Below are 22,896 nucleotides of genomic sequence, written 5' to 3' on the forward strand. Positions count from 1 at the left end.
TACAGAACGCCGTCAATTATGACTGGGCCGTCGGCTTTCCCTCGCGCAGCTTTTCCATGTGAGCAGCCCACACGTCCGCTGGGCAGTTCGCCGGGGTCACGATGCAAACTTTGCCGTAGCTCAAACCGGCCAGATCGACATTCACCTCGGTTTTATTCGTGCTCATGTCGATGCCGGTAAGCTGCGCAGCGTTTTTCACGTTCGGCGCGACCTGACCAAATTTTTTATTCTGCAGTGCCAACTGCGCAGATTTATACGACAGCTCTGCCAGGTGGCCAGCATTGAAGGAAACCAACAGCGCAGCGTTATTGCGCAGTTCCTGCACGCGGGCTTTTACGTCCGGCCTGCTCATCAGGATTGAGGCTTGCGATTCGGCATTCGTAGGCGCGTAGCCTGCGCAAATCGCGGCCTCTTTCTGTGGCATACCCTGCGCAATATTCTGCGCAAATTGTTCATGCTGCGGTTTTAAAAGGCTTGGGCTTTCTTTGCCCTTCCCCTCGTCATCGCCACCAGCAGCTGAAACGCCGGGCGTAACGGGCGCGGGATTTTCTGGAATTTGCGCATCTTGCGCACTGCGCATTTTTTTCTGCGCTTTTTTCTCTTTCCCTTGCGCAGGGATTTTTATATGCCGGCGTGCGGTGGCGTAGTTGTAGCCGTTAGCCTGACACCATTCTTTCGGGGAGATTTTGGTTTTGGCGTATTCGGCGAGGAACAGCTTTTGAATGGCTCCCCAATCCTGTTTTGCCATAACGTTCTCCGTGAATAAAAAAAGCCACGGGCAACCATGATCTGAGTGATCGGTGGGTGTCGCCTGTGGCTTTGCTTGCGCATTACGCAGCACCTGGATAGATGCTCTGTGATGAGTAAATCTGGGTTTGTGCTAATATATTACTTCAATATTAAAACAGCTAATCGAGTTAAACATGACTTACAAAGAGTTATATGAAGAAATAATGGAAAGGTATACAGGTACAGATTTTTATATCCTTAACAAGGATAAAACCTACCTATCACCCACCACCTTCACAAACAACACGATCATAGATGCCGATGGTAATGAATACGCTTGTTCATCTGAGGTTCATGGCTACGTATTACTTGACAAACCCAGAATTGCTGCATATGGGAAAATTGCCAACTATTCTAAGGCTGAGGATTTAACAGCCTTTGATTTCAGAAATGATCTAATTAATTAGCCTGTTATGCGATTATCGCCTCTCAGGCTTTCGCAGCGTTCCTACTGCCATGTCTGACATTTCTGATGTGTTCGTCCATAACTCACGGGACATCATAAGTTTGCTCAAAATCAACAGCTAGGGCATGGTAGATCGGGAGGATGGCGGCGACCTGAATCATTAACTATGATAGGCTCGCATACCTAGTTACACCGTCAGTTCCGCAGGGCTTAGTGATAGGCAATAAAAAACCCACCGCGGTGGGTTTTTTAATTTCTCACTGCTGTGCTTTACAATTTATAGACCGATACATAACAAGTCCAGACCTATCGATATCAATCTGTTAATCCGAATTTTTTCTTTGCGTAAGATTTTAATAATTCGACACCTACATCTTTGATAACTGTTAAAGGCTCGTTACTAATTTCTTTTAACTTTTCGAATACAGTTTCACTTTCTAAAGCGGTCGAAAAATCAAGACCCGCACTAGTTAGTCGAATGTCTACGTCATAGGGTGCTAACCTATCTAAATACTGTATGTATCCAAGCTTTTTAACATCATGAGTAACCATAGCTTGATTACTTACAAAACCCTGGTCAATCAATTGCATGTAATGGAACATTCCTTTCTCTGAACCAATATCATACCCAAATTTGCCGAGATCCATTGTTGATATAAAAGTAGTTTCAGCATCTAAAAAAACAGAAACCATACCTTTTAGGTAGTCCAAATCAGTTCTCATATTCCCTCCAAAGATGAAAGGATATTATGTCTCAACAATCTCAAATTTACCACTAAGCACAAAATTATAACTGTAATCGTAAAGTTCGCCATTGGTTCAATGATGCCACTTGTCCGGCACAGATGCGGAGCGCTGTTTGTAGTGCCAGTGTGTAGCTCACTGCGTCGCCCCATGTGTCGCCATCCATTTCTGGCTGCTCACATAGAGTGAATACGGATTCAGGGGGAAGGAGGATTAACGGCGCCGGGGGCTGTGCCGGTGGCCGGGCGCAAGAGCTCAAGCACAGCGGCAGGCAGAGGCTGACCAGCGCAGGGATCGTTTTTAATCGCTTCACGGTATTTCCTTTGGGAGGTGTCGTGCTGCTGGCGCAGCTGCTGCTCGCGTTGTTGCTGCGCCGCCATCAGCGCGCGATTCTGCGCATCTTGCGTCTGCAGCGTGGCTATCAGCCCGGCCTGTTGTGCCAGTGCCTTCTGCTGTTCTGCGCCCTGTTGGCGTGCCAACTGCAACCGGTGAGATAACAGCGAGCTGTAACCGCCAAGGCAGATAGTCACCAGCAAAAGAAGCGCCAGGCTGCCGCCGGCGATCTTGCTCATCCAGCCCTTCATGATTGGCTCCATGTGCAGACGGTGTTTTCGACTTCACGCCGGGTAATCAGCCCTTTCCACTCTTTGCCGCCGGCATACTTCCAGCGCTTCAGTTCACCGCACGCGCCGGCCGGGTCGCCGGCATTCAATTTTTCCAGCATCGTAGAACCGATAAACGCATACGGGCCGACGTTGTACGAAAACGAGTAAATAGCGGCGCGCTGGGTTTCCGTGGTTTTCACCTTGATCTCGGGATCGACAATCCGTGCGACTTTCTGCAGGTCAGATTTCAACAGCGCATCGCATTCTGCGTCGCTGTATCGCTTGCCGAGGATAATATCGGCGCCGGTATGTCCATCGCAGACCGTCAGAACGCCGACAACGTCGCGATAGGCCACATACCGCCGGCCCTCTAACCCATCGTGGCCGCCGAGCATTGCAGTGGCGATCGCAATCGCTCCGCCGCCACCGGTTATGGCAGCGACGATTTTATTTCTCAATTGTGAGTTCATGGCATCACTCGCTCATCGCTTTATAGGCTGCTTTTGCTCGCTCTTTGTCATAACCGACGGCTGTGAGTTTGTTAACCAATTTGCGTTTGTAATACCAGTTCACCCCCGCAGTAAAAACAGCAACGAGGATCCCCACTAATACAGCCCAATCTTGCAATGTCATGGCGCCAGCTGCGGCCAACAGTGAAGCAACCCAGTACGAGAGCTGAGAGCTGTATTTGTCCATTTTCATAACCTCCCCCTTACATGGTGACTCCCAGTAACGGGTTTAAAAGAATCATAAAATATTATGCTACGCGGTAGTTAAATATCGACTGATGATATTTTGAACTTAAGTATTAATCTGATAAGGTTTGCAATTCTAAAAGCAGCAATGCCAGCCATTATTAAACTAAGAACATAGTGATGATAAAAATCTAATTAGCCGACATTAATTAATTGGTGTAAAATCCCATCTGACACTCAATCTAGTTGCATGTTGTATAATTTGAAAAGGAACAATTCGATGAGTAATTATGCTGTTGTCGCACCTTTGAATACTTTTAAAAAACACTCAGCTAAATTTGCTAGCGCTGGCATTACTGTTCATGTACATGAGCCTGCCCGTGCGGAAATTTTTGATCACGCAATTCTGTCCTCATCTTATGAGACAACAAGCGTAGAACTTTATAACAGAGTCCGAAAAACACTCAATGAAATATGTAATCATGACAACTTAATGGAATCACATATTCCGGGTAAATTTGAATCAGTACTCGACCCAATGTAAAATTACCGGCAATAAAAAACCCGCTCAAAGGCGGGTTTCTTTTTAATTGGTCGCTGCGGGTACAACTTCGCGAAGCTTACTCCAATTTAATCATTTTTCGCGCAAAGTCAACGCCAAAATCGCTCGCTATTCAACTCAAATGCGTCACTCATCGGACGGTAAAGCATGAATTCCGCCGTTTTCACCCACACCGCGACGCGCGTCTCGCAGGTGCGCATGCACCAATCAGGGCGATAATCATGCAGCTCTGCGGCAATCTCCTTCAGGCTTTTTCCTTTCCCGATATAGCGCTGCTGAATGATAAATTTCAGTCCTGGGTAATCCAGCAGAACGGCCCCGATCACCCGATCCATAATCGCCGCCTCCGAATCAGTGCAAAATGCCAGGCTGCTTTTCTGTTTTCCCTCCAGAATGTCGAGCAGGTACTGGCGTAATTCTTCCTGCTCACATCCCGCTTTTTTCAATTGATTGAGCGCCTGGGTGATCGCCGCTTTTGTCACCTTGTTGCTCGTCAGTAGTCGGTTGAACATGTTGCCGGCCCTGCCGAAACTTTCCATCCCTGACCACCGGCCCCACATTTTCAGCCGCCCCTGTATCCAAACGCGCTCCAGTGCACGCAAATGCAGCTCTTTGCCGTCGCCTTTACCGATGTTGTCAGGGTAGATCATAGCTTTCCTTCCTTTCTCAAAATTTCTTGCGTGCGCATGACACCTTCGGCGTGCATCAGTCGGGCGTCGTTGGCGTCGATAAGGCGCGTGCGTCGGTCTACTTCATCGTGGCAAGCGCTGCAGGCCCACGCTGCCTGTGTGTCGTCTGGCTTTATTGCCGTGCCGCAGGTGCCGGCCAGCCGATAATGTGCGGCGACGGTTGTTTCTGGGTTTCGGTTACAGATGCCGGGGATCCTGATTTGGCAATCACGGCCGCGGGCCTCGTCTGTCAGTTTGCTCATGCTGCATAATCCAGAAGCTGAGCCGCGGCGTTCTCTGCCTCGGCGATGGTTGGGAAGGATTTGTTTAAGATGAAGGTCCACAGCACGTTAAGCGCTGCCTGGTACAGGTCGTTAAATTCGAGGTCGTCCATTTTTGCGAATGAGATCGATCGCGGCTCGCGCAGGGTCGAACCATCGGGGAGTTCAAAAAGGTCATAATGCCCCGCTTCAACGGTTACCCATCGGCGGAAAGCGTGGAAGGATTTTGCAATCGTCAGCCGTTCGGCGCGCTTCTCGGCCACCAGCTGCAGGTATTCGTCCGCCAGCGCATAGAACACGCCAGCATCGTCAACATGGCGCGCCAGGCGATTGATATACCCGCGGAGAAATTGGCGCTCAAACGTTGATACTGCGCCGCCAGTCGGGGTCCAGTATTCAAAACCGAGATTCAGGAGTGAGAAAAATTTGCGGTGCAGTCCGGGATTCCGGGCGCGCCTAAACTCGCCAGTGACAACCGCCCCCAGCTTTAGTTTGTTCGTGACGAAATCGACCGTGTCGGGCGTTGCCGGCACGAGGATCCCGCCTTGGGATTTGTAAAACGAATACTGCGCCATTTTCGTCTCCGTGGTGGCGCAGCAGGTGATCAGCTGTTCAGGCTGATGAGAGGATTATATCACTTTCTCCGGACGTCGTAGCCCATACGTCGGAGCAGCACAATCATGAGCTCAGTATCGGCGACGATCTGGCTCTCCTTTAGCGGTAAAACCGCAGTTATCGCTCCGTAAGACATGTATACTAACACTCTTCCATTTTCGGGAAAAAACTTAGCAACATTTTGTTTTTCAATCATTATTTTCTTCTCCGGCCATCCTCGGATTTACATCGCTCAACAATTATTACATCAAAATACTGTATGAATAAACAGTATTTTATGCGTAATATTGCTAAACATAACCTCTCAAAGCGATCGGATAGATACGGAGCTATTTTTAAGCCAAACAAGAGAATTTTCTAGTACTACTCTATCTCATAACGCTATCAAAAATATAAAAACCACTTCAATTATTCTGCGTTTGTCCTACAAGAACTACAACGAAAGTCCTCATCTTGATAGGAAATTAATAAGCTATCTGGGTCAACATAGTTACCAGATTCACATTCACCATCAGAATAATTACCTTCACAATGTACTCGAACAATCAGATCCTCAATATATTTATCATAATAAAATCGCTGAGGCTTAGTTAAGGTATCAGGATCCCCGTTTTTAATCTTTCCACTGAGGGCTCTAATTACACCTAATGTATTATCTAGATCTATAGCTTTACCATTTTTACTCTTGACACTACAATCCACATGTTTTACGCCATTATCACTTGCTAGAAATCTCAAAACATCTATATACATATCTCATTCACTTTTATTTATTTGTAAATAACTAAAACCTTCTATTTTCATCCAGATTATCGAGAGCATCTTGAATCTTATCAACATACTCTGGTCTCATTGGCTCATGAAGATATAAAGTCGTCACACCGGAACGAGTTCTCATTTGACTTACTGGAACACCTGCCGCCTTAAGGCTCTGGAGGAGTGAATTTCTTTCTTCAAAAGTAATTTCCTCTGGGAGTGAAATTTCGAATTTAAAATAATCATCACTCTCAATATATTGATTTTTCTTATACCAGCTACTAATAGCCTTTGGAGGTAAATTTATTTGAGCAGAAAGCATTTTTGAAAGGGATTTTATTGAATCCTTTAACTCATACAAAGCTAACTCATTAGCTCCAACTTCTTTCTCGTCCAGTTTAGCAACTTTAAAAGTCCCATAATGCTTTAGGAAAGTTGTGAAGTTTTCTGGATCCTTTCTATATTTATCCATTGTATCAGAGATTTTATTTTTTAACTTTTCTTTGAATGCGTTTATTTTCTGAAATCTAAGATCGTGTGGGTATTCAAGATGTTCTATCGGTGATATATCAAACGAATAAGGAGTTAAGTCATCTTTTATGATAATTGTTGGCTTATCAAATGCCAATCGCATTCCTAATTCAAACATTACATTTGCATTGCGGCTGCTGATATCACAAACAACTATTGGATTCAAGTATATATTCTGAACTATTCTTTTCTGAATTACGCCAACATCATTATCAAAACTAACTAACTTTGGTGTATAGCCAGCTAGCTTTGCGGCATCATATATTATCTCTTTTACTTCATCCCAATGACCTAAAGGATATCCATCGGTGTTTGCTATAGGCATAATTACACCACAAGCTTTTTCATCTTCGTCAAATTCTACTGAATCACTAGCAATGATTTTTTGTGTTGAGGGATTTTTTTCTTCTACCTTACTCATGATTAATTCCTAGAAAATTCAAGTCAACTATCAAGCATCACATTAAGCCATTTGTGCTATCAATACCGCATTATTCAGACGAAACATAGCTGCCTAACAATGATTCTTATAAATACTTTTGTAGGTATTCTAGCTTTTCCTTAGTAAGCCTGCCAGCGCCTGATCAAACATTTTGTGTATATGGCAAAACCGTAGCTCTATTGGGTTGAAATGCCACAGCGTTTTGTCCGGCCTGGTTTTCTTCCCTGCTGGCCGGAAATTAACTTCACCCAGTTCGTAGAAACGCTCATTCACGCCTATCAGGTGATAGCGCGCCTTGTTCCCCTGCCCGGTCCGGATCATGTTCACGTTCGGCGACCGGAGCATCGATTTCAGCCGAATGCAGATCTGCGATCGTGTCATGCTGTTCCCTGGGTGTTTTTCATGCGTTAGGGCGCTGATCTCTGCAGTCGAGAGATTTTTGCCCTGGATAAGTTCGACAAACTGCCGTGTAGTGATTCTGGTCATTGGTCATGCCTCGGTTATTTCACGTTGTTGTTACCCATGCTGGCGCGGATCCGTGCCAGCATTTCCATGCCCTTTCGCTGATAGCGGCCGTCCGTGTCAGCGACTTGTGCGTCGCCCGGCGGCCTGTTCTCCAGTGCTTTCGTTTTTCGCACTGGCGGGATGGAGAATCCCATTTCCACCTGCTTTGCCCACTTCGCCAGCAGCCGGCCGGCCAGTGCGGCGAGTTCGTTGTGTCCCAGCTTGCGTTCTACGCCGGCGCGACGGAGCTCCGGGCAAATCTGGAACAGCACCGGGTGGCGCCAGTCGAAACTATCTGCGCCGTCGAAACGCCAAGATTCGTTGCGCCAACGCCGGTATTCGGTCATGACGTCGTCCGCCGACAAGCCGAACGGGTTGGCCGTGCACTCGCCGACGATCGCAGTAAATTCCGCAAGGTCAGGCGGCCAGTGGTTACCGGCGCTGCAACGCTCCATGCACCGGCGCGCGGCGTAGGCCAATTGGTCATCTGAGAATTTCGAAATCGTCTGGCCCCAGATCGTGGAGGGCGCCACCCCGTTCTTGGTCACCCAGCGGTTGGCGTAGATCCCCGCCATCGTCTCCCAGAGGAGCCAAGCCCTGTCGCTCCCGTTCTGCATTTCGTGCGGCCCTGACCTGCTGCTGAGCGGTAGCGACTGCTGCGGTGTATCTGGTCGCATTTGAACCTCCTGCATGCTGCTTTCGTTTGACCGCCGCCTGGCGCTCGTAGAGCACGCTGTCGGCGAATTTCTGCTCCCACTGCGTCTGGTTAAATACCCTGCCTTCGGCTTTCCAGTACGCCTGGAAGCTCGCCAGTTCCTGTAGGGTATATCCCGGCGCCGGGCCGTCGATAATACGGCCCCACAACGCCGCCAATCGCTGGAAATCAACCGTCGGCGCCCAGTTGGCGCTCATCGGAAATTTTCCGCATGGGTTCTCGTCGTCTTGGTCTTCCCAGTGTGTCGGCGGTGATCCCTGTCCATCTGGTGAAATTTCGCCCGCTCCCGATAGAGAGAGGGGTTTATCTTTTAGATCTTCTTCTTCCTCTACTTCTGGTAACGCTTTTTGATACGCATCTGTAACGCTCGCAGCGTTACTGTTTGCGTTACCTTTTGCGTTACTCCCGCGTTTCACTTTCCTAGAATTTGCTACGCGATTATTCGTAAGTGCTCGTTTTTTCGATGAATTCCCGTTATGCCTTTCAAAGTTCGGAAAAACCAACGTCTCCCCATCGAGCGCCAGCCAACCAACGCTGATCAGCGCATCTGCAAAACCGGAAACGAAAGTGATCCGATCAACTGCATTTTTTGTAACGCTCGCAGCGTTACACTTTGCGTTACCGTCAATGGTCTGTTGATCGGCCCACGCCCATAATCTGACCAACTTGCCTAACACGGCGTCCGGGTCCAGATTCAGGATTTCCGACAGCTGGAACACCTCCGGTTTATCCGGGGTTATTACTTCAACCTTGATCCAACTTGCCGCCATATGTGCCTCAACTTTCTGTAATCTGTAACGCCGACAGCGTTACGGTTTGCGTTTCTTAAAAGGTCAGTTTCGCGCCGTCGCGCGTGCTCCCTGCGGCGCTGGCTTCCCTTTCAAACGCTGGCAGTGCTTTGCAAAACTTCGCGCCCAGACCAACAGGTCGGGCAGTTTCATGTTCGGGTTGTGGCGCTGGTGCTGTACGGCAGCCGCCGCCGACGTCGTGGCGACCGCCTCGTCGAACCGTGCCTCGCGCAGCTGCGCGGTGATCTGCTTCTGCAGGAAATCGTCGTAATTAATGGTCATTGGTCATGCCTCGGTTAATGCAGTGCGCTATAGGCCCGCCGCAGCTCGTAGAAGCTGCGCTCTGCCTCGTCGCACTCTCTTTCAAAATCCGCCGGTGATGCGTGCAGCAGCGCGGCGGCGATCGCCTCCTGGTGTTCCTTCAGCGCGCGGATTGCCAGGTATTCGATGCTGTTCCCCGCCACCAACCGGGCGCGTAGCACCGCCGGCAACGCAGCAAGGATTGCCGGCTGCAGTTCCTGAATTTTCTGGCGGGCGCCAGCACTATCGCTGTCGAGCCAGCGAAAGATCTGCTGCTTGTTGTTGTGCCATGCAGCATCATCAACGCTGCCGTCGGTGCGTTCGATCTGCGCCAGTTGCGGCGCCTGCATCTCCAACTTGAAGTAAGCGCGGGTAATTTCTGCCGCGACCGTGCGCTGAGTGGCCTCCGTGGCCCATCCACGCAGCGCGTCGCGGATCTGCTCGTGTTTGATTTCCATAAATCATGTCCTTAGGCTGCAGGCTTGGTATCCTGCTGTTCTGGCGGTAAACCGTCCGTTGGGTTGGGGTAAAGGTCGGGCCTTAACTCGTGGGGGGTGACACCTGTTACGTTATAAATTTGCAGTACACGATCAGCAGGTACTGCCCCTTTGTAACGAGTTTTCCAACGGCTAACTGACATAGGCTTAATGCCTAATAGAGCAGCCAGGTTGGATGCTGTTCCCGCTATCTGAATTGCTTTAGTTAAACCACTCATAATTTTCTCCGGTCTAGAAGTGAGAAGATTAAGCCAAAGACTTAATAACAAGCCAAGCCTTTGGCTGATTCAATTGTTTAAGCAAAAGGCTTATCATGCTGCAATGAAAGAAAAAAATTTCGCTGACTCAACCTTGTTTGAGCGCCTTACAGAACTCACCAAACGGGGCTTCTCTAAGTCAGAGATGGCCAGGATAGCTGACGTCACTCCTCAGTCAGTTAATGGTTGGTTTAAAAAAGGGGTTATCAGCAAGAAATCTGCCATAGCAATTGCAGAAGCTACTGGCGTATCAGTCGCATGGTTACTTGGTGATAATGTCGAAGAAAGCAGCGGACTGAACCAAGATGAAATGGAGTTGCTGAAGCTATACAGGCAGTTACCTGAAGTAGAACAAAAAAATATGATGGCTGTATTCAGTGCTCGACTAAAAGAGATCGATGATTACGTTGAGAAGTACCTCCGCGGTCGGTATAAACCGACAGAATAAAATTTATGGCATTTGCCAAACAATCACACAGCCTGAAGCCAGCATAGATTGGTGAGCAAAACCTTTGCAGGGAAAAGCTGAAACCTTTAGGGCAGCACCTATAAAGCAAGGAATATCAAATGGATACACCTAATTTACCTTCTTCTGGACAGCAGCAAAACCTAGATCTTTTCCCGGTTAGGGAGATCGAAGTTGACGGAATTCAGATGGGCGTTCTGAACGATGGAACCCCGTATCTTACGATGCGCGGCCTTTCTCGGCTTTGTGGCGTTGATTCCGGTACAATGGTTCGCCTTACTACAAATTGGCTTGAAGAACGCACAAAACCACGTGGTAAAAAGATTGATGCGATTCTCCAGTCTAAGGGCCTCCGATTAACCAAGCTCTACACCACGATTACTAATCAAGGTACGGAAACACATGCATATCCCGACAATGTTTGCATGGCTATCCTTGAATACTATGCCTTCGATGCCGCCGCGGGCGGTCAGTTTGACAGCAGCATTGCATTAAAGAATTTTAGAGCTCTCGCGGAAAATACCTTAAGAAGATTCATTTTCTTAAGTGTAGGGATTGATCCTGAAAACCCGCAGCGTGGAGCTTGGCAATGCTTCCATGAGCGCCTACAGCTAAACTCTCAAATTCCATTTGGCTATTTTTCAGTATTCAGTGAAATGGCTGATATTACACTAAAAATGATCAACGGCGGTTTCAATTTTGGTCCAGCTTCCGTGCCGGATATCAGCGTTGGTATTACCTGGGGCAAGCATTGGACCAGTTCTAACCTTGATGCTCGTTTTGGCCAAAGAACAAAGCATCCCCATGTCTATCCCGAGTGGTTTCCCCAGAGCAGAGCAGGTGCCATAGACGCATGGGTCTACCCTGATGATGCACTGGGTGAGTTCAGAAGATGGATGCAGCAATCTTACCTCCCAACAAAGTTTCCTGCCTACATAACGTCTAAAGCCAAGGCGGGTGAGATCCCGCAGGTTGATGTTGCTAAGTTATTAAGTCAGGTCAAGAGACCAGAGTTGCCTAAAAAGTAATTCTGACTGACCGTGCAAAGGCGTTATACGCCTACCAAACCGGCCGCGAGCCGGTTTTTTTGCGCCTTTCACCAACCCCACTACTTAACTGGTCACCATAAGCCTATGGCTTAAATATTTATTAAGCCATAAGCTTGACATAATTCTAAGTCTTTGGCTTAATAAATTACATCAAGCAGCAGCGAACAGGCAGGAAGCCCACGAAGTAGCCGCCCGGGGCGCACGAAGACCGGGATGATTCGCTAACGCAGCAGGTGAAAAACGTTCTGACAGCTGGAAAGACAGCACCGAGGCATGACCAACAGACCACACAGCAGAGGGCAACACGATGTTCACATCATACGAAGAGTATTTCGACAGTCTGGCGGAAGGCGAAGAGGCCATGTCAGAAGCAGAATTTAACGCAGCTCTCCAGTAACACTCACCGCGCCCTACGGGGCGCCACCGAGGCAATCATGAGCGACAGAGGTTTCTGGATTGTAATTGTCGTCGGCACCTGCGGCCTGTTCTGGACGGGAGTCATCGTAGCTGCACTGATTTTTAAAGGGGCATGGCAATGAGCAAGATCGTCCCAAACAGCGGTAAGGCCGTCAGCCTCCGTAACTCGCGCACCGGCGCGCCGTGGGTAGCATCGTTCGATTACATCCGCGGCCGCTACCGGTTCGAACCGGTCGGCAATCTACGGGCCATCAAGCGCCCTTTTGAATCTCTACGGATTCCGCCGGAATTCGAGCCAGCAGGCACGCACTAAAGCACCACCTGAAACAGCAGTGAAAAAAATGCCCGAATTAATGGGTAGAACCAAACACGCACTTTAATCAAATGAGGCATGACCATGAAAGTAACTAGCGCAACTTTAGTTTGTGAAAAAATCCACGCAGGTATTCATTCCGTATCTGAAAACGACAATGTCATTGGATATATCGCCAAGACCAAAAACGAAGAATTACCTGTTGGTGCAGTTTTAGCAGACGGAACCGATCTCGGTGAATTTGATTGCCCTGACTGCGCAGTAAAAGAAATTTACCGCAAAGCAAACAATATTACTGACGGGCATTTAATTACCAGCGACGACAAGAAAGAAATGCTTTTGGCCTTCATGATGGCAATGCTTGGCGGCTCAGCAGAACGCACAACCCACTAATTGCTGTGTGTAGTCTTCCCCGCCAGCGATGGCGGGGCTTTTTCAAATATTGAAATGCGTCATGCGTTTCCCTCCCGGGGCGTCAACTCGCAGGGCGTATTTCAATATCAACAAAGAGAGGGTTTATATAATGCAAACTTTCAACACGGAATTAGCAATTGAGGCCCAGAGCCAATATTGCAATGACAACCGTCTTCCGAATTTCTCGCCAATTGACGGGATTTGTTACCGTTGCAATAAGGATGTTTATGTTCCAGTTGAGAATAAATACAGCGACTTTGTTTCCGGAATTTCCGTAGAAAAGGCAGCGAGCACCCACATTATCGATTGTCCGCACTGCCGAATGAGTTATTGCGATTAAAAGTAAAAAGGCCCGCGCAAGGCGGGCCAGTCTACCGGCTTAACGTCCCGGTGACGGGCTGCCAGGGGACCAACCCTAACAGCCGAGGCATGACCAATGACCACATCGAGGATGCAGCACCGATCGGCCTGCATTCTACCTAAAACTCAGGAGAATTGCACAATGCAAAACGTCTACGCCTATCACTTAAAGGCAAAGCAAAAGTCAGGGAAACCCTCGCTTTTCATCTGGTTTGAAGCAAAGAACGATGCGCGGGCAAAGCGAGACCTCGAAAACCACATCGAGGACGCCGAGCTGGATCAATCCGCTTACTTCAAGCCGGTGCGCACCAATTACCCCGTTGTTGACGATCTGCCGCCAGAAGCGGCGTTCTGTGATACCTGGTGCCTGCGCTACAAACTGGACGATAACCTGTCGTGGCAGGTCATCCCTGCGGCTGAGCGCGAGCCGCATAAACCTGCAGGTGATGCTGGTGCATCAGAAACCAGCAGCAGCCAAAAGCCACAGTTAGACCAGACGACCAATGACGGCGGGGATCCAGCTCACGGGCAAGAGCCGCGAGCGTACTTCGCAAAAATGAGCGCTGACACGCGGGCTGTCGCCGTCATCCTGCACGGCTTCGAGGTGATCGATACCGTGCTGAGTAAATCGCAGATGACCAATGTCATAAACACCGCATTGAGCGGCGAATCCGCTTATATCGCCGATATGCTGCAGGCTCTACGTCTGCCTGCCGTTTCCTGCATGGATCCCGAACGCTTCGCGGCTTTCGTTGCCGGGGTCGCGCGTCGCTATGAAGAAACCGATCCTGAATCGACTTTCATCAATATCCGCAAATACGTTGAGCAGCTGCTGAAACCGGCCCAGGAACCGGAAGCAGAAACGACGAAAACCGTACATAAGCGCGGCTATACCCAAACGCATGACGCCCTCGACCGTGAGATCGCCTGCGCGCTGTGGGTCGGTGATGTCGACTGCCAAAATATCGCCGGTGAGATCGATCGCTGGGCGCAGAAAAAAATAAAAAAACGATGACGAAGACTTTAAGCGATGGTCAATGGCGCTGCACGCAGCCCCGAACATCCTAAAATACAGCCGTGAGACAATTTTCGGCGTGGTCCGCAACGTTCCATCGTCTGATATTTACCACTTCCCCGCCACACTCCGCAGCTGGATTGAGAAATATTTGTCTGAGCATGGCGTCTATGAATTCGGCGCCGCGCCGGATGCCGTGCATTTGGTTGCAGAGCCAGAGCCAGAGCCAGAGCCAGAGCCAGAGCCAGAGCCAGAGCCAGAGCCAGAGCCAGAGCCAGAGCCAGAGCTTGTCAGCTTAGGCGGTGGCCACTTCGATGCGTCCAGTCTTTTCGAAGCCTCCCCGCTGGCTGCAGTGCAGGTTGATAGCGAACTGAGCGAAGATACCGAGCAGCAGCCGGCGCCAGAGCAGACATGCAAAGACGCCTCAAACGACGATGAAAAAGCGGAAGTAGCGCAGCGGCAAGAAAGTGAGCCAGCAGCAGATTGCGCACAGGCGTATTTCGAGCCAGGCCGTTACGCTGATATTTCAAACACAGCCTATCACGCTGCGAACGGCATCAGCAGCACTCAGGTGAAGGACGCGCGTATCAGCCTGATGTATTACCACGGGCGCCACGTCATCAAAACGATCGGCCGGGAACGCAGCGACGCGCTGACGTTCGGTTCGCTGGTGCACACGCTGGCGCTTGAGCCAGAGAATCTGGTGCGAGATTTCAACGTAGAGCCGATTATCCCGGACAGCGCTTTCACGAATACCGCCTCAATGCGCGCATTTATCGAACAGCACAACGCCAGCCTGCCGAAACAGACCGACGCCGATACGCTGCGCGCCGTGATCGAGAAGCATAACGCCACCCTCCCGGCGTCGTATGCGTTGGGCGGCAATTACGAAGAAACCGCGCAATTTTATGTTTCACTCCCGGTTGAGTTTCAAAGCCTGGCAACGGCCGAACCTACGGCTTCAGCGATGAAGGGGTGCATCAAGAAGTACAACGCCACCCTACCGGCGCCGTTGAAAACCGCCGGCGGCCGCGACGCACTGCTGGAACAACTGACAGCCATCGATCCGGAGTTTGTTGAGAAAGAGCGCGCGATCCCAGCTCCGCTGTCGGTCAGCGGGAACAAAGAAGACTTGGCGGCGCGAATCAAAACGATTCTGCCAACAGCCATCTTTGCCGACGAACTGATCGATGCCTGGAAAAATTCCGACGACGGTCGCCAGTTGGTCACCCAGCAGCAAATGCAGCATGCCAAAGCCATTCAGCGTGCGCTGTTTACTCATTCTTCAGCGGGTCCGCTGCTACAGCATGAGCATCGCTCGGTTGAAGCAAGTTATTTCGGCTTTGATGAGGAAACCGGCCTCGAGGTCCGCGTCCGCCCTGACCTTGAGATCGATCTTAACAGCGTGCGCGTCGGTGTGGATTTGAAATCAGTCAGCATGGGCCGCGTGAAGCAAGATGCGCTGCGCGCCAAGCTGCACCGCGAAATTATCGATCGGGACTACCACCTCAGCGCTGCCATGTATAGCGACATCGCCGCCTTTGACCAGTTCTTCTGGATCTTCGTCAACAAAGACGAGGGCTATCACTGGGTGGCTATCGTCGAGGCTTCTCCTGACCTGCTTGAGCTTGGCCGGCTTGAGTACAAAAAGGCGCTGCGCGACATCAAAAACGCATTCGACACCGACACCTGGCCGGCGCCGATCACCGAAGAGATCGTCGACGACTTAAACGACTATGACAAGCGCCGTATGGAATCGCTGCGCGTTGCATAAGGGGCAAAAACTTAATGAACAATATCAGCATTCCTGAAGAAAAAACGGCGTCGGTTACCGACTCAAACATCGCGCTGTTCAACCCGCAATACCTGACTGCTATCAACCAATTTGCGCAGGTCATGGCGAGCGGCACAGCGACGATCCCCGCGCATCTACGAGGGAACCCGGCCGACTGCATGGCGATCGCCATGCAGGCCGCCCAGTGGCAAATGAATCCCTTCGCAGTGGCTCAGAAAACGTTCATCGTGAGCGGCGTTCTCGGGTACGAGGCGCAACTGGTTAATGCGGTGATTTCCACCCGCGGGCCGCTGGTCGACCGCATCAACTATGACTGGTTCGGTCCGTGGGAAAAGGTGATCGGCAAATTTGATATTCGCAAAGGGGATAAAGGGGAGTATCGCATTCCTGGCTGGCGCCTGGCTGATGAAGAAGGGATCGGGATCCGCGTCTGGGCAACGCTGAGGGGGGAGGATAAACCGCGGGAGTTAGTGCTCATGCTGGCGCAGGCCCGCACCCGCAACTCTACGCTCTGGGCTGATGATCCGCGCCAACAACTGGCCTATCTGGCAGTGAAACGCTGGGCGCGCCTGTACTGCCCGGAAGTGATTCTCGGCGTCTACACGATCGACGAGTTGGAAAAGACGGAAGAACGCGAAATTAACCCGCAGCGCGGCGCCTCGCGCGTCAGTGTGAGCCAGCTTGCGGACGGACCTGCCGCCGCACCCGTGCAGCAGAGCGCCCCGCCTGTCGATACGGATGATATTGCCAGCGGTATTCGGACAGCTATCGATCAGGCAGAAACAACAGACCAAGCCTCAAATATTCGCGCACAGGTTGAAGAGTTGCGTCAAAAGCTGGGGATAGCCGCTTACACCGAGTTGAAAAACAAAGTGATTAAGCGCCACCGGCAGATCACCGCATGCGGCAGCATCAGCAGCCAACTGAAAGACTGTCGGAGCGCCGAAGAGTTCGCCGCGGTAGAGGCGCTGGTGCGACGGTCAGAGCGAGATCTAAGCGCCGATGACATGGAGCGTTTCCAGCTTGCGCTCGACGATATGCGCCCAGAGTTTCAGGGCTGATTTTGGAAAATCAACGCACAACGCCGGCCACGGCTAATATTGTGGCCGGTTGTGCTGAGTAGTGAGGCATGACCAATGGCTAAATGGATGACTCTCGAAGAATGGCGAGATGATAACTACACCGATAAAAAACCAAGCATCCAGACGCTCTGGCGCTGGGCGCGCAACGGAAACTTCTACCCGCCGGCGGAGAAGCACGGCAAGCAGTACCGGCTGACACCAGGGACTATTTACATCAACCCCAAGGACTTCAACCTGGGGAGAAAAATAAAGGAAGCGCAGAGCCCTAATCCCGCGAGGCTCGCGTTCATGGAGAAAGTGATCAATGGCACGGCGAAGGGAGGGTTATGACATGCGCTTACCGAAAAACCTGACATTCCGCCGAAACCGGAACGCGTTCTACTGGCGCAATCCAGTCACCAAAAAGGAGATCTCTCTCGGTCAGATTTCGCGACGCGAGGCCATCGCCCAGGCGATTGAAGCCAACCACTATATCGAACAAAATTACTCTCCCGTTCTGCTCCTGGAGAAAATTAAGGGCAGCCACGAATACACGCTGAACGCCTGGCTCGATCGGTATGATGTCCTATTCAAGCGGCGAGAACTGGCCGAGAACACATACAAAGTGCGCGCTGGCCAAATTGCCATTATCCGGGAACGCCTGGGCGACATGGTGCTGACAAAAATCACGACACGCCACATCGCCGAATTTCTCGAGTTTTGGATCGCCCAGAACAAAAAGACAATGGCCGCAACCATGCGATCGGTGCTGTCTGATATTTTCCGCGAGGCGATCGTGGAAGGTCACATCGAAAACAACCCTGTGACCCCTACCCGCGCGGCGAAAGCTGTCGTGATGCGCGAACGTCTGGAACTGAAGCAATACGGGCCGATTCGAGAGGCCGCGGAGACAATGCCGCCTTGGTTCTGCCTGGCGATGGATCTCGCTCTGGTCTCCGGCCAGCGCCGCGAGGATCTGACACAAATGCGCTTTAGCCATATCGTTGACGGCCGCCTGCAAGTTGAACAAGGCAAAACGGGGGCTTTGCTCTCCCTCCCCCTTGATCTTGAACTGAAATGCATGGGCCTGCGGCTTGGCGCCGTTATCGACCGATGCCGATTGGTCAGCACGACGGACTTCATGATCAGCGCCGGCATCAGGAAAAATAGCCCAGATGGTTCGATCCATCCCGACGGGCTAACGAAAAAATTTGTCGCCGCGCGGAAAGCATCAGGTTTGGAATTTCAGGAAAGCCCGCCGACGTTCCACGAGATCCGAAGCCTGTCCGGCCGCCTGTACGAAAAGCAGAACGACAAGGCATTTGCTCAAAAGCTGCTGGGGCATACAACGGAAATGATGACGCTGAAATATCTTAAAACGAGGGGGAAAGAGTACGTGATGCTGTAAAAGACCGAATATCAAAATTCGGACATATTTCGGACATTTTCGGACAAACGAAAATAAACCCTTTAAAATCAACAACTCAAAAAAAGACCGAATACGATTCCTATATTCGGTCTAGGGAAATGGCTCTTGGGAGAGAGCCGTGCGCTAAAAGTTGGCATTTAATGCAGGGCTTGTTCAGCCGTGCACTTTAAGAGTAGCCTACCGCGCCAGTTTTGCCAGCCGCCCGGCGGCCGCGTGATAGTTTCGTGACGAAATAACTATGCGGCAAATGCGCATCAATCTGCGCACGCTGGGCAAGGCGTTGGCAAACAAGCGGTTAGTCAGCGCACAGCTTCTCGGCGCGTTCAATGAACGGCGCCATGCTCATTTTTTTCCCCGGTTCGGCAGGGTCGTCCAGCAGGATCACGTCCAGCGGCTGCGCGCGCTGATGGCCCTTCTTCACCTGCTGCTCCGCCGCGTCGTTGAGCGGGTATTGCATCAGGGTGCTGTTATTGAGCACGAACAGCGCGCCGCCGCTGCGGCACTGCAGCGTCACTTCTTCCTTGGTGAACGCCCACTGTTTGCCGTACTCCAGTTTGGTGATGTTCACCAGTTTGTCTGCCGCCAGCGCGCCGGTCGCGGTTGCCAGCAGCGTAATGCCGAGTAATACCGATTTCATGTGATGGCCTTAAGGTTGCTATTCGCGCCGATTTTCCCGCAGCTTGCCCGGTTGCGGCAAGCTGAAATGTCATACCGGCGCATAGGTTGCAAATAAACTGACCAGCAGCAGCACCGCCATCCCCAACCCGACTTCGAGCCAGCAGGCCAGCACCACGCCGCGCTGCGCCAGCGCCGGTACGCGGCTCATCGCCGGCACGATGGCGTAGCGATTGGCCAGCGCCACCATCACCATCAGCGCCACCAGCGCGGTTTTGATCAGCAGCAGGCGCTGATAAGGCGAGCCGAGGTTGAGCGGCCAACCGCCGAGAATGATCAGGTTGTTGACGATGCCGGTGACGATCACCGCCGCCACCGCCAGGTGCCCCCAGCGTGAGAAACGGATCAGCGTGGTGATGGCGTCGCTGCGCCACTGCGGCGGAGGCAGGTAACGCAGGCAAACCAGCAGCGGCGCCAGGCTGCCGAACCAGTAACCGGCGGCCAGCAGGTGCACCGCATGGTTGGCGCGGTGCAGCGCGCCCAACGCGCCTTCATGCATCGCCGCGTGGCCGATAAACGCCAGGCTCACCAGCAACAGCGCCGAGCACAGCGCCAACGCCTGTGCGCGCGGCCGTTCCGGCAGCAGCAGGCTCAGGATCGCCAGCAGCGACAGGCCCAGATGCCAGCGCCACACTTCGCCGAAGGTGGTGCCGAGCACCGCCCACCAGACCTCCAGCCGCCAGGCGTCTTCCCAACCGTCGCCCATCTGCCCGGCCTGAATGGCCAGCAGCGCCACGGCGGAAAGCCCGGCAATCCAGGTGCCGGCAAGCAGCAGCGGACGCACATCGCGGGAGAGGATCGGGGAGAGGCGCTGCGGTGACAATAAGGCGGTGAACAGACTGATGCCGAACATCAGCATCACCGCCGCAAAGTGCACCAAGCGACACAGAACGAACAGGGTCGCCAGAGTCACGATCAGTTTACGGTGAAGCTGTACTGGCCTTTGGTTTTATGCCCGTCGACCGACACCACATGCCAGCTGACGTTGTATTTGCCCGCGCTCAGCTCGCTTTCGATCGGCACGTTGACCTGGGTGTTGTTGTTCGGATCGAGCTGCAGCTTGCCGGTTTTCACCACGGCGTTGTCCGGGCCGGTGATTTTCACGCCGCTGAAGTTTGGTTCGATGCCTTCGGAGAAGCTGAGGGTCAGCGCCTTCGGCGCCGGGCTGACGCTGGCGTCGGCCTTCGGCGTTTCCACTTTCAGGTGGGCGTGCGCCAGCGCTTGCTGCGAAGACAGGCCGACGAACAGAACGAAAACGGTGGAAAGCAGGCGACAGGAGGAACGAATTTTACCGATCACAGTGGTATCCCTTAACAATATAAAGAGGGTCATAAGGGTTAAGGCCACAGCCAAGGCGATGTATCAGCGGCCCCAACCCACCGCAATGATTGCGCCACGGGTAAACAGAAAAACGGGTTGTATCGGCTAACCCGCTGTTTTGACTCTACCATCCCTGTAGCGTATCGCGGTAAATCATAACGACCACGCTGCGGCAAGTCGAGCGCATCACTGGCATTTTGCGATCCGGCAGCACGTATCGCCGCATAACCGCGATAAACGCAGGGTAAAAAAAAACCGCGCGTCAGGCTCGCCCGCGCGCGGTTTTTTCGATGTTCTGATGCAGATCAGGCCTGGTCGTTGCCGCCCTGGCCCATCGCGCCCATTTTCTTCAGATCTTTGTCGATGAAGAACAGGCCCTTGCCGCTGGTGCCCACCAGCGCCAGCTTGTCCAGCACGGATTTGAACAGTTTCTCTTCTTCATGCTGCTCCGCCACGTACCACTGCAGGAAGTTGAAGGTGGAGTAATCGTGTGCGGTCATGGCGGCGTGCGCCAGTTCGTTGATCTGACGAGTGATCAGCTGTTCGTGTTCGTAGGTCTGCTGGAACACGTCCGCCAGCGATTCGAACGCTACCGGCGGCGCGGCGATGGTGCCCAGCAGCGGCAGAGAGCCGGTGTCGCTCAGATAGTCGAACAAACGTTGCATATGCTGCATCTCTTCCTGAGAATGCTCCTTAAGAAATGCGGCGGCGCCTTCAAAGCCTTTATCGCTGCACCATGCGCTCATCTGCAGATACAGGTTGGCGGAGTAGAACTCCAGATTCAGTTGCTCATTCAGCTTTTGAGTCATTTCTTGCGTCAGCATAATGATTCCTTTTATTTTGCAGGTCATGAATTTAATTTCCGCGCATTATGCCCTGCTGCCGTAAAAATAAAAACACCTTATTTACACTCAAATCACATTAATTATAAAAACCATAAATATCAACAAATTAAAATATTTCATTCACATTGAGAATTCACATGATAATTATTTTCATCTTTTATTTTAATCAAAAAGCGAATCATTCTTATTTAAAAGAATAAATAGATTGCATTACTGCTGGATAAATATCGCTCCCGACAACGGCGTAATGGGCTTGCCAAGCGCCGCCGGGTGGATTACCTTCTGCGCAGATTCAATGCGGCAAAGTAAGTAAGGAGCATAGCGTGGGTTACAATCTGGCCGAGCTGTCCAAAGAAGAGATGGACAGGGTGAATGTGGATCTCGCCGCCTCAGGCGTGGCGTATAAAGAGCGCTACAACATGCCGGTGATCCCGGAAGTGGTGGAGCGCGAGCAACCGGAAGCGCTGCGCGACTATTTTCGCGAGCGCGTGGCGCACTACCGCGCGGAATCCCACAAGTTTTCGCGCCTGCCGTACGAACCGAAGGCTAAATAGAAAAACCCGCCGTTACGGCGGGTTTTTTGCGTCACTTGCCGGCAAACCGGTCGGTGGCGATCATCAGCTGGTGCAAAATGCCCGGCTCATCATACGAATGCCCCGCCCCTTCCACGATATGCAGCTCCGCCTCCGGCCAGGCCTTGGCCAGGTCCCAGGCGTTCTGCACCTGGCAGGCCATGTCATAGCGGCCGTGGACGATCACCGCCGGAATATGGCGGATCAGCGGCACGTTGCGCAGCAGTTGATCGTCGCTTTCCAGGAAGCCCAGATGGGTGAAGTAGTGGTTTTCAATGCGGGCGAACGCCAGCGCGAAATCATCCTCGCCGAACGAAGCGGATTCGCGGCTCGGCAACAGCGTGACCGTCTCCCCTTCCCACACGCTCCACAGTTTGGCCGCTTCAAGCTGCACCTGCGGATCGGCCGAGGTCAGCCGCTGCCGGTAGGCGGCGATCACGTCTTTACGCTCGTCATCCGAGAGGATGGACAGCACGCGCTCCCATTTTTCCGGGAAGAAGCGCGAAGCGCCGTCCTGGTAATACCAATGCAGCTCCTGCTTGCGCAGGGTGAAGATGCCGCGCAGCACCATTTCACTGACGCGCTCCGGGTGCGTTTGGGCATAAGCGAGCGCCAGCGTCGATCCCCAGGAACCGCCGAACACCAACCATTGATCGACGCCGGCCATTTCGCGCAGCCGCTCGATATCGGCCACCAAATGCCAGGTGGTGTTGTTGTCCAGGCTGGCATGCGGACGGGAGCGGCCGCAACCGCGCTGATCGAACAGCAGCACCTTGTAGCGTTCAGGATCGAACAGCTGACGATGATGCGGGGAGATGCCGCCGCCCGGCCCGCCGTGAATGAATACCGCCGGTTTACCGTTCGGGTTACCGCTCAGCTCCCAGTAGATCCGGTGGCCATCCCCAGTATCCAGCCAACCGCTGTCGTATGCCGCTAACGGCGGGTACAAACCTCGTAATTGTTCCATGGCGCTTTCCGTCTCTCTGTGAGTCATGCTTTCATCAAAGCGG

The 22,896-nt window shown here is 52.0% G+C and carries 35 protein-coding genes; 12 read left to right on the forward strand and 23 right to left on the reverse strand.

Features of this window, described 5'->3' with window-relative positions:
* Nucleotides 1-16 precede the first annotated feature (16 nt).
* On the reverse strand, nucleotides 17-748 hold the full coding sequence (locus ACP39K_RS11640) for a terminase small subunit (protein WP_497008510.1): 732 nt from the start codon (nucleotides 746-748) through the stop codon (nucleotides 17-19).
* A 175-nt stretch (nucleotides 749-923) separates the two neighbouring features.
* On the opposite strand from ACP39K_RS11640, the gene ACP39K_RS11645 reads away from it, so the two are divergent.
* Nucleotides 924-1,196 (forward strand): hypothetical protein, encoded by a 273-nt coding sequence (locus ACP39K_RS11645; protein WP_497008511.1) that lies wholly within the window; start codon nucleotides 924-926, stop codon nucleotides 1,194-1,196.
* 314 nt (nucleotides 1,197-1,510) lie between these two features.
* On the opposite strand, the gene ACP39K_RS11650 is transcribed toward ACP39K_RS11645, so the two are convergent.
* From ACP39K_RS11650 to ACP39K_RS11670, 5 genes are all read right to left on the reverse strand, one after another.
* The gene (locus ACP39K_RS11650) at nucleotides 1,511-1,918 is read right to left on the reverse strand and encodes a hypothetical protein (RefSeq protein ID WP_497008512.1); all 408 of its coding nucleotides are present in this window, start codon (nucleotides 1,916-1,918) and stop codon (nucleotides 1,511-1,513) included.
* A gap of 64 nt (nucleotides 1,919-1,982) precedes the next feature.
* The gene (gene lysC, locus ACP39K_RS11655; protein WP_497008513.1) at nucleotides 1,983-2,252 is read right to left on the reverse strand and encodes an Rz1-like lysis system protein LysC; all 270 of its coding nucleotides are present in this window, start codon (nucleotides 2,250-2,252) and stop codon (nucleotides 1,983-1,985) included.
* Entirely contained in the window at nucleotides 2,137-2,523 is a 387-nt protein-coding gene (locus tag ACP39K_RS11660; protein ID WP_497008514.1) for a DUF2570 family protein, read from the reverse strand. The genes lysC and ACP39K_RS11660 overlap by 116 nt, the downstream gene beginning before the upstream one ends.
* Nucleotides 2,520-3,014, reverse strand: a complete 495-nt coding sequence (locus ACP39K_RS11665) for a lysozyme (protein ID WP_497008515.1) — start codon at nucleotides 3,012-3,014, stop codon at nucleotides 2,520-2,522. The genes ACP39K_RS11660 and ACP39K_RS11665 overlap by 4 nt, the downstream gene beginning before the upstream one ends.
* A gap of 4 nt (nucleotides 3,015-3,018) precedes the next feature.
* Nucleotides 3,019-3,246, reverse strand: a complete 228-nt coding sequence (locus tag ACP39K_RS11670) for an HP1 family phage holin (protein ID WP_060424656.1) — start codon at nucleotides 3,244-3,246, stop codon at nucleotides 3,019-3,021.
* Between the two features lie 273 nt (nucleotides 3,247-3,519).
* On the opposite strand from ACP39K_RS11670, the gene ACP39K_RS11675 reads away from it, so the two are divergent.
* Nucleotides 3,520-3,783, forward strand: coding sequence for a hypothetical protein (locus ACP39K_RS11675; protein ID WP_197809082.1), 264 nt, complete (start codon nucleotides 3,520-3,522; stop codon nucleotides 3,781-3,783).
* A 107-nt stretch (nucleotides 3,784-3,890) separates the two neighbouring features.
* On the opposite strand, the gene ACP39K_RS11680 is transcribed toward ACP39K_RS11675, so the two are convergent.
* The 12 genes from ACP39K_RS11680 to ACP39K_RS11735 form a co-directional block, all read right to left on the reverse strand.
* A complete protein-coding gene (locus ACP39K_RS11680; RefSeq protein ID WP_497008516.1) occupies nucleotides 3,891-4,451 on the reverse strand; it encodes a DUF1133 family protein in 561 nt (186 codons plus the stop codon).
* Entirely contained in the window at nucleotides 4,448-4,732 is a 285-nt protein-coding gene (locus tag ACP39K_RS11685; RefSeq protein WP_060443310.1) for a DUF1364 domain-containing protein, read from the reverse strand. Before ACP39K_RS11685 ends, ACP39K_RS11680 begins: the two co-directional genes overlap by 4 nt.
* Nucleotides 4,729-5,325 carry a DUF1367 family protein gene (locus tag ACP39K_RS11690; protein WP_497008517.1) on the reverse strand — a complete coding sequence of 199 codons (597 nt, stop codon included), beginning with the start codon at nucleotides 5,323-5,325 and terminating at the stop codon, nucleotides 4,729-4,731. The genes ACP39K_RS11685 and ACP39K_RS11690 overlap by 4 nt, the downstream gene beginning before the upstream one ends.
* Nucleotides 5,326-5,384: 59 nt before the next feature.
* A complete protein-coding gene (locus ACP39K_RS11695; RefSeq protein WP_369605639.1) occupies nucleotides 5,385-5,561 on the reverse strand; it encodes a hypothetical protein in 177 nt (58 codons plus the stop codon).
* Nucleotides 5,562-5,773: 212 nt separating this feature from the next.
* Nucleotides 5,774-6,118: a hypothetical protein gene (locus ACP39K_RS11700; RefSeq protein WP_497008518.1), complete on the reverse strand. Its 345-nt coding sequence runs from the start codon at nucleotides 6,116-6,118 to the stop codon at nucleotides 5,774-5,776.
* A gap of 31 nt (nucleotides 6,119-6,149) precedes the next feature.
* Complete coding sequence (locus ACP39K_RS11705) at nucleotides 6,150-7,073, reverse strand: site-specific integrase (RefSeq protein ID WP_369605638.1); 924 nt, start codon at nucleotides 7,071-7,073, stop codon at nucleotides 6,150-6,152.
* A gap of 129 nt (nucleotides 7,074-7,202) precedes the next feature.
* Nucleotides 7,203-7,580, reverse strand: a complete 378-nt coding sequence (locus tag ACP39K_RS11710) for a hypothetical protein (RefSeq protein ID WP_261465352.1) — start codon at nucleotides 7,578-7,580, stop codon at nucleotides 7,203-7,205.
* Between the two features lie 14 nt (nucleotides 7,581-7,594).
* Entirely contained in the window at nucleotides 7,595-8,173 is a 579-nt protein-coding gene (locus tag ACP39K_RS11715) for a replication protein P (protein ID WP_126181272.1), read from the reverse strand.
* Entirely contained in the window at nucleotides 8,082-9,083 is a 1,002-nt protein-coding gene (locus tag ACP39K_RS11720; protein ID WP_369605637.1) for a DnaT-like ssDNA-binding domain-containing protein, read from the reverse strand. Before ACP39K_RS11720 ends, ACP39K_RS11715 begins: the two co-directional genes overlap by 92 nt.
* Nucleotides 9,084-9,146: 63 nt before the next feature.
* Complete coding sequence (locus tag ACP39K_RS11725; protein ID WP_497008519.1) at nucleotides 9,147-9,383, reverse strand: hypothetical protein; 237 nt, start codon at nucleotides 9,381-9,383, stop codon at nucleotides 9,147-9,149.
* A gap of 14 nt (nucleotides 9,384-9,397) precedes the next feature.
* A complete protein-coding gene (locus ACP39K_RS11730) occupies nucleotides 9,398-9,859 on the reverse strand; it encodes a toxin YdaT family protein (RefSeq protein ID WP_497008520.1) in 462 nt (153 codons plus the stop codon).
* A gap of 11 nt (nucleotides 9,860-9,870) precedes the next feature.
* Nucleotides 9,871-10,116 carry a transcriptional regulator gene (locus ACP39K_RS11735; protein WP_041922220.1) on the reverse strand — a complete coding sequence of 82 codons (246 nt, stop codon included), beginning with the start codon at nucleotides 10,114-10,116 and terminating at the stop codon, nucleotides 9,871-9,873.
* 103 nt (nucleotides 10,117-10,219) lie between these two features.
* Between ACP39K_RS11735 and ACP39K_RS11740 the strand changes: the two genes are divergently transcribed.
* From ACP39K_RS11740 to ACP39K_RS11780, 9 genes are all read left to right on the forward strand, one after another.
* Nucleotides 10,220-10,603, forward strand: a complete 384-nt coding sequence (locus ACP39K_RS11740) for a helix-turn-helix domain-containing protein (protein WP_497008576.1) — start codon at nucleotides 10,220-10,222, stop codon at nucleotides 10,601-10,603.
* A gap of 119 nt (nucleotides 10,604-10,722) precedes the next feature.
* Nucleotides 10,723-11,649 carry a BstA C-terminal domain-containing protein gene (locus ACP39K_RS11745; RefSeq protein WP_497008521.1) on the forward strand — a complete coding sequence of 309 codons (927 nt, stop codon included), beginning with the start codon at nucleotides 10,723-10,725 and terminating at the stop codon, nucleotides 11,647-11,649.
* Nucleotides 11,650-12,205: 556 nt separating this feature from the next.
* Nucleotides 12,206-12,400, forward strand: a complete 195-nt coding sequence (locus ACP39K_RS11750; protein ID WP_060437647.1) for a hypothetical protein — start codon at nucleotides 12,206-12,208, stop codon at nucleotides 12,398-12,400.
* Between the two features lie 84 nt (nucleotides 12,401-12,484).
* A complete protein-coding gene (locus ACP39K_RS11755) occupies nucleotides 12,485-12,793 on the forward strand; it encodes a hypothetical protein (protein WP_154746943.1) in 309 nt (102 codons plus the stop codon).
* 523 nt (nucleotides 12,794-13,316) lie between these two features.
* A complete protein-coding gene (locus tag ACP39K_RS11760) occupies nucleotides 13,317-14,189 on the forward strand; it encodes a RecE family exodeoxyribonuclease (protein ID WP_497008522.1) in 873 nt (290 codons plus the stop codon).
* Nucleotides 14,190-14,211: 22 nt separating this feature from the next.
* A complete protein-coding gene (locus tag ACP39K_RS11765; RefSeq protein WP_497008523.1) occupies nucleotides 14,212-15,963 on the forward strand; it encodes a RecE-related exodeoxyribonuclease in 1,752 nt (583 codons plus the stop codon).
* Nucleotides 15,964-15,977: 14 nt separating this feature from the next.
* Nucleotides 15,978-17,045 carry a RecT family recombinase gene (locus ACP39K_RS11770; protein ID WP_421131164.1) on the forward strand — a complete coding sequence of 356 codons (1,068 nt, stop codon included), beginning with the start codon at nucleotides 15,978-15,980 and terminating at the stop codon, nucleotides 17,043-17,045.
* A gap of 75 nt (nucleotides 17,046-17,120) precedes the next feature.
* Entirely contained in the window at nucleotides 17,121-17,396 is a 276-nt protein-coding gene (locus ACP39K_RS11775; protein ID WP_015377485.1) for an excisionase, read from the forward strand.
* Nucleotides 17,371-18,453, forward strand: coding sequence for a tyrosine-type recombinase/integrase (locus ACP39K_RS11780; protein WP_103101180.1), 1,083 nt, complete (start codon nucleotides 17,371-17,373; stop codon nucleotides 18,451-18,453). The genes ACP39K_RS11775 and ACP39K_RS11780 overlap by 26 nt, the downstream gene beginning before the upstream one ends.
* Nucleotides 18,454-18,769: 316 nt before the next feature.
* Here the strand turns inward: ACP39K_RS11780 and ACP39K_RS11785 are convergent, their stop codons facing one another.
* The 4 genes from ACP39K_RS11785 to ftnA all read right to left on the reverse strand — a co-directional run bounded on the left by ACP39K_RS11785 (nucleotide 18,770) and on the right by ftnA (nucleotide 21,293).
* On the reverse strand, nucleotides 18,770-19,111 hold the full coding sequence (locus ACP39K_RS11785; protein ID WP_016928154.1) for a YebY family protein: 342 nt from the start codon (nucleotides 19,109-19,111) through the stop codon (nucleotides 18,770-18,772).
* A 69-nt stretch (nucleotides 19,112-19,180) separates the two neighbouring features.
* The gene (gene copD, locus ACP39K_RS11790; RefSeq protein ID WP_244758097.1) at nucleotides 19,181-20,062 is read right to left on the reverse strand and encodes a copper homeostasis membrane protein CopD; all 882 of its coding nucleotides are present in this window, start codon (nucleotides 20,060-20,062) and stop codon (nucleotides 19,181-19,183) included.
* A gap of 2 nt (nucleotides 20,063-20,064) precedes the next feature.
* Entirely contained in the window at nucleotides 20,065-20,448 is a 384-nt protein-coding gene (gene yobA / locus ACP39K_RS11795; RefSeq protein WP_033640665.1) for a CopC domain-containing protein YobA, read from the reverse strand.
* Between the two features lie 326 nt (nucleotides 20,449-20,774).
* Nucleotides 20,775-21,293 carry a non-heme ferritin gene (gene ftnA / locus ACP39K_RS11800; RefSeq protein WP_015377481.1) on the reverse strand — a complete coding sequence of 173 codons (519 nt, stop codon included), beginning with the start codon at nucleotides 21,291-21,293 and terminating at the stop codon, nucleotides 20,775-20,777.
* Between the two features lie 344 nt (nucleotides 21,294-21,637).
* Between ftnA and ACP39K_RS11805 the strand changes: the two genes are divergently transcribed.
* Nucleotides 21,638-21,868, forward strand: coding sequence for a DNA polymerase III subunit theta (locus tag ACP39K_RS11805; RefSeq protein WP_016928156.1), 231 nt, complete (start codon nucleotides 21,638-21,640; stop codon nucleotides 21,866-21,868).
* A 31-nt stretch (nucleotides 21,869-21,899) separates the two neighbouring features.
* Here the strand turns inward: ACP39K_RS11805 and pip are convergent, their stop codons facing one another.
* The gene (gene pip, locus ACP39K_RS11810) at nucleotides 21,900-22,853 is read right to left on the reverse strand and encodes a prolyl aminopeptidase (protein ID WP_033641435.1); all 954 of its coding nucleotides are present in this window, start codon (nucleotides 22,851-22,853) and stop codon (nucleotides 21,900-21,902) included.
* Nucleotides 22,854-22,896 lie beyond the last annotated feature (43 nt).

It is taken from the genome of Serratia sp. EC4 (genome assembly GCF_059652115.1).

Bases quoted from the DNA above. Each gene is read 5' to 3' on its own strand.
- ACP39K_RS11685 (WP_060443310.1), bottom strand. From the start codon at position 4,732: ATGAGCAAACTGACAGACGAGGCCCGCGGCCGTGATTGCCAAATCAGG.
- ACP39K_RS11715 (WP_126181272.1), bottom strand. From the start codon at position 8,173: ATGGCGGGGATCTACGCCAACCGCTGGGTGACCAAGAACGGGGTGGCG.
- ACP39K_RS11650 (WP_497008512.1), bottom strand. From the start codon at position 1,918: ATGAGAACTGATTTGGACTACCTAAAAGGTATGGTTTCTGTTTTTTTA.
- ACP39K_RS11645 (WP_497008511.1), top strand. From the start codon at position 924: ATGACTTACAAAGAGTTATATGAAGAAATAATGGAAAGGTATACAGGT.
- ACP39K_RS11720 (WP_369605637.1), bottom strand. From the start codon at position 9,083: ATGGCGGCAAGTTGGATCAAGGTTGAAGTAATAACCCCGGATAAACCG.
- ACP39K_RS11760 (WP_497008522.1), top strand. From the start codon at position 13,317: ATGCAAAACGTCTACGCCTATCACTTAAAGGCAAAGCAAAAGTCAGGG.
- ACP39K_RS11745 (WP_497008521.1), top strand. From the start codon at position 10,723: ATGGATACACCTAATTTACCTTCTTCTGGACAGCAGCAAAACCTAGAT.
- ACP39K_RS11680 (WP_497008516.1), bottom strand. From the start codon at position 4,451: ATGATCTACCCTGACAACATCGGTAAAGGCGACGGCAAAGAGCTGCAT.
- pip (WP_033641435.1), bottom strand. From the start codon at position 22,853: ATGGAACAATTACGAGGTTTGTACCCGCCGTTAGCGGCATACGACAGC.
- ACP39K_RS11660 (WP_497008514.1), bottom strand. From the start codon at position 2,523: ATGAAGGGCTGGATGAGCAAGATCGCCGGCGGCAGCCTGGCGCTTCTT.
- ACP39K_RS11775 (WP_015377485.1), top strand. From the start codon at position 17,121: ATGGCTAAATGGATGACTCTCGAAGAATGGCGAGATGATAACTACACC.
- ACP39K_RS11765 (WP_497008523.1), top strand. From the start codon at position 14,212: ATGGCGCTGCACGCAGCCCCGAACATCCTAAAATACAGCCGTGAGACA.
- ACP39K_RS11640 (WP_497008510.1), bottom strand. From the start codon at position 748: ATGGCAAAACAGGATTGGGGAGCCATTCAAAAGCTGTTCCTCGCCGAA.
- ACP39K_RS11785 (WP_016928154.1), bottom strand. From the start codon at position 19,111: ATGAAATCGGTATTACTCGGCATTACGCTGCTGGCAACCGCGACCGGC.
- ACP39K_RS11690 (WP_497008517.1), bottom strand. From the start codon at position 5,325: ATGGCGCAGTATTCGTTTTACAAATCCCAAGGCGGGATCCTCGTGCCG.
- ftnA (WP_015377481.1), bottom strand. From the start codon at position 21,293: ATGCTGACGCAAGAAATGACTCAAAAGCTGAATGAGCAACTGAATCTG.
- ACP39K_RS11675 (WP_197809082.1), top strand. From the start codon at position 3,520: ATGAGTAATTATGCTGTTGTCGCACCTTTGAATACTTTTAAAAAACAC.
- ACP39K_RS11770 (WP_421131164.1), top strand. From the start codon at position 15,978: ATGAACAATATCAGCATTCCTGAAGAAAAAACGGCGTCGGTTACCGAC.
- ACP39K_RS11710 (WP_261465352.1), bottom strand. From the start codon at position 7,580: ATGACCAGAATCACTACACGGCAGTTTGTCGAACTTATCCAGGGCAAA.
- ACP39K_RS11750 (WP_060437647.1), top strand. From the start codon at position 12,206: ATGAGCAAGATCGTCCCAAACAGCGGTAAGGCCGTCAGCCTCCGTAAC.
- ACP39K_RS11740 (WP_497008576.1), top strand. From the start codon at position 10,220: ATGAAAGAAAAAAATTTCGCTGACTCAACCTTGTTTGAGCGCCTTACA.
- ACP39K_RS11725 (WP_497008519.1), bottom strand. From the start codon at position 9,383: ATGACCATTAATTACGACGATTTCCTGCAGAAGCAGATCACCGCGCAG.
- ACP39K_RS11755 (WP_154746943.1), top strand. From the start codon at position 12,485: ATGAAAGTAACTAGCGCAACTTTAGTTTGTGAAAAAATCCACGCAGGT.
- ACP39K_RS11780 (WP_103101180.1), top strand. From the start codon at position 17,371: ATGGCACGGCGAAGGGAGGGTTATGACATGCGCTTACCGAAAAACCTG.
- ACP39K_RS11695 (WP_369605639.1), bottom strand. From the start codon at position 5,561: ATGATTGAAAAACAAAATGTTGCTAAGTTTTTTCCCGAAAATGGAAGA.
- ACP39K_RS11730 (WP_497008520.1), bottom strand. From the start codon at position 9,859: ATGGAAATCAAACACGAGCAGATCCGCGACGCGCTGCGTGGATGGGCC.
- ACP39K_RS11700 (WP_497008518.1), bottom strand. From the start codon at position 6,118: ATGTATATAGATGTTTTGAGATTTCTAGCAAGTGATAATGGCGTAAAA.
- ACP39K_RS11665 (WP_497008515.1), bottom strand. From the start codon at position 3,014: ATGAACTCACAATTGAGAAATAAAATCGTCGCTGCCATAACCGGTGGC.
- ACP39K_RS11705 (WP_369605638.1), bottom strand. From the start codon at position 7,073: ATGAGTAAGGTAGAAGAAAAAAATCCCTCAACACAAAAAATCATTGCT.
- ACP39K_RS11670 (WP_060424656.1), bottom strand. From the start codon at position 3,246: ATGAAAATGGACAAATACAGCTCTCAGCTCTCGTACTGGGTTGCTTCA.
- ACP39K_RS11735 (WP_041922220.1), bottom strand. From the start codon at position 10,116: ATGAGTGGTTTAACTAAAGCAATTCAGATAGCGGGAACAGCATCCAAC.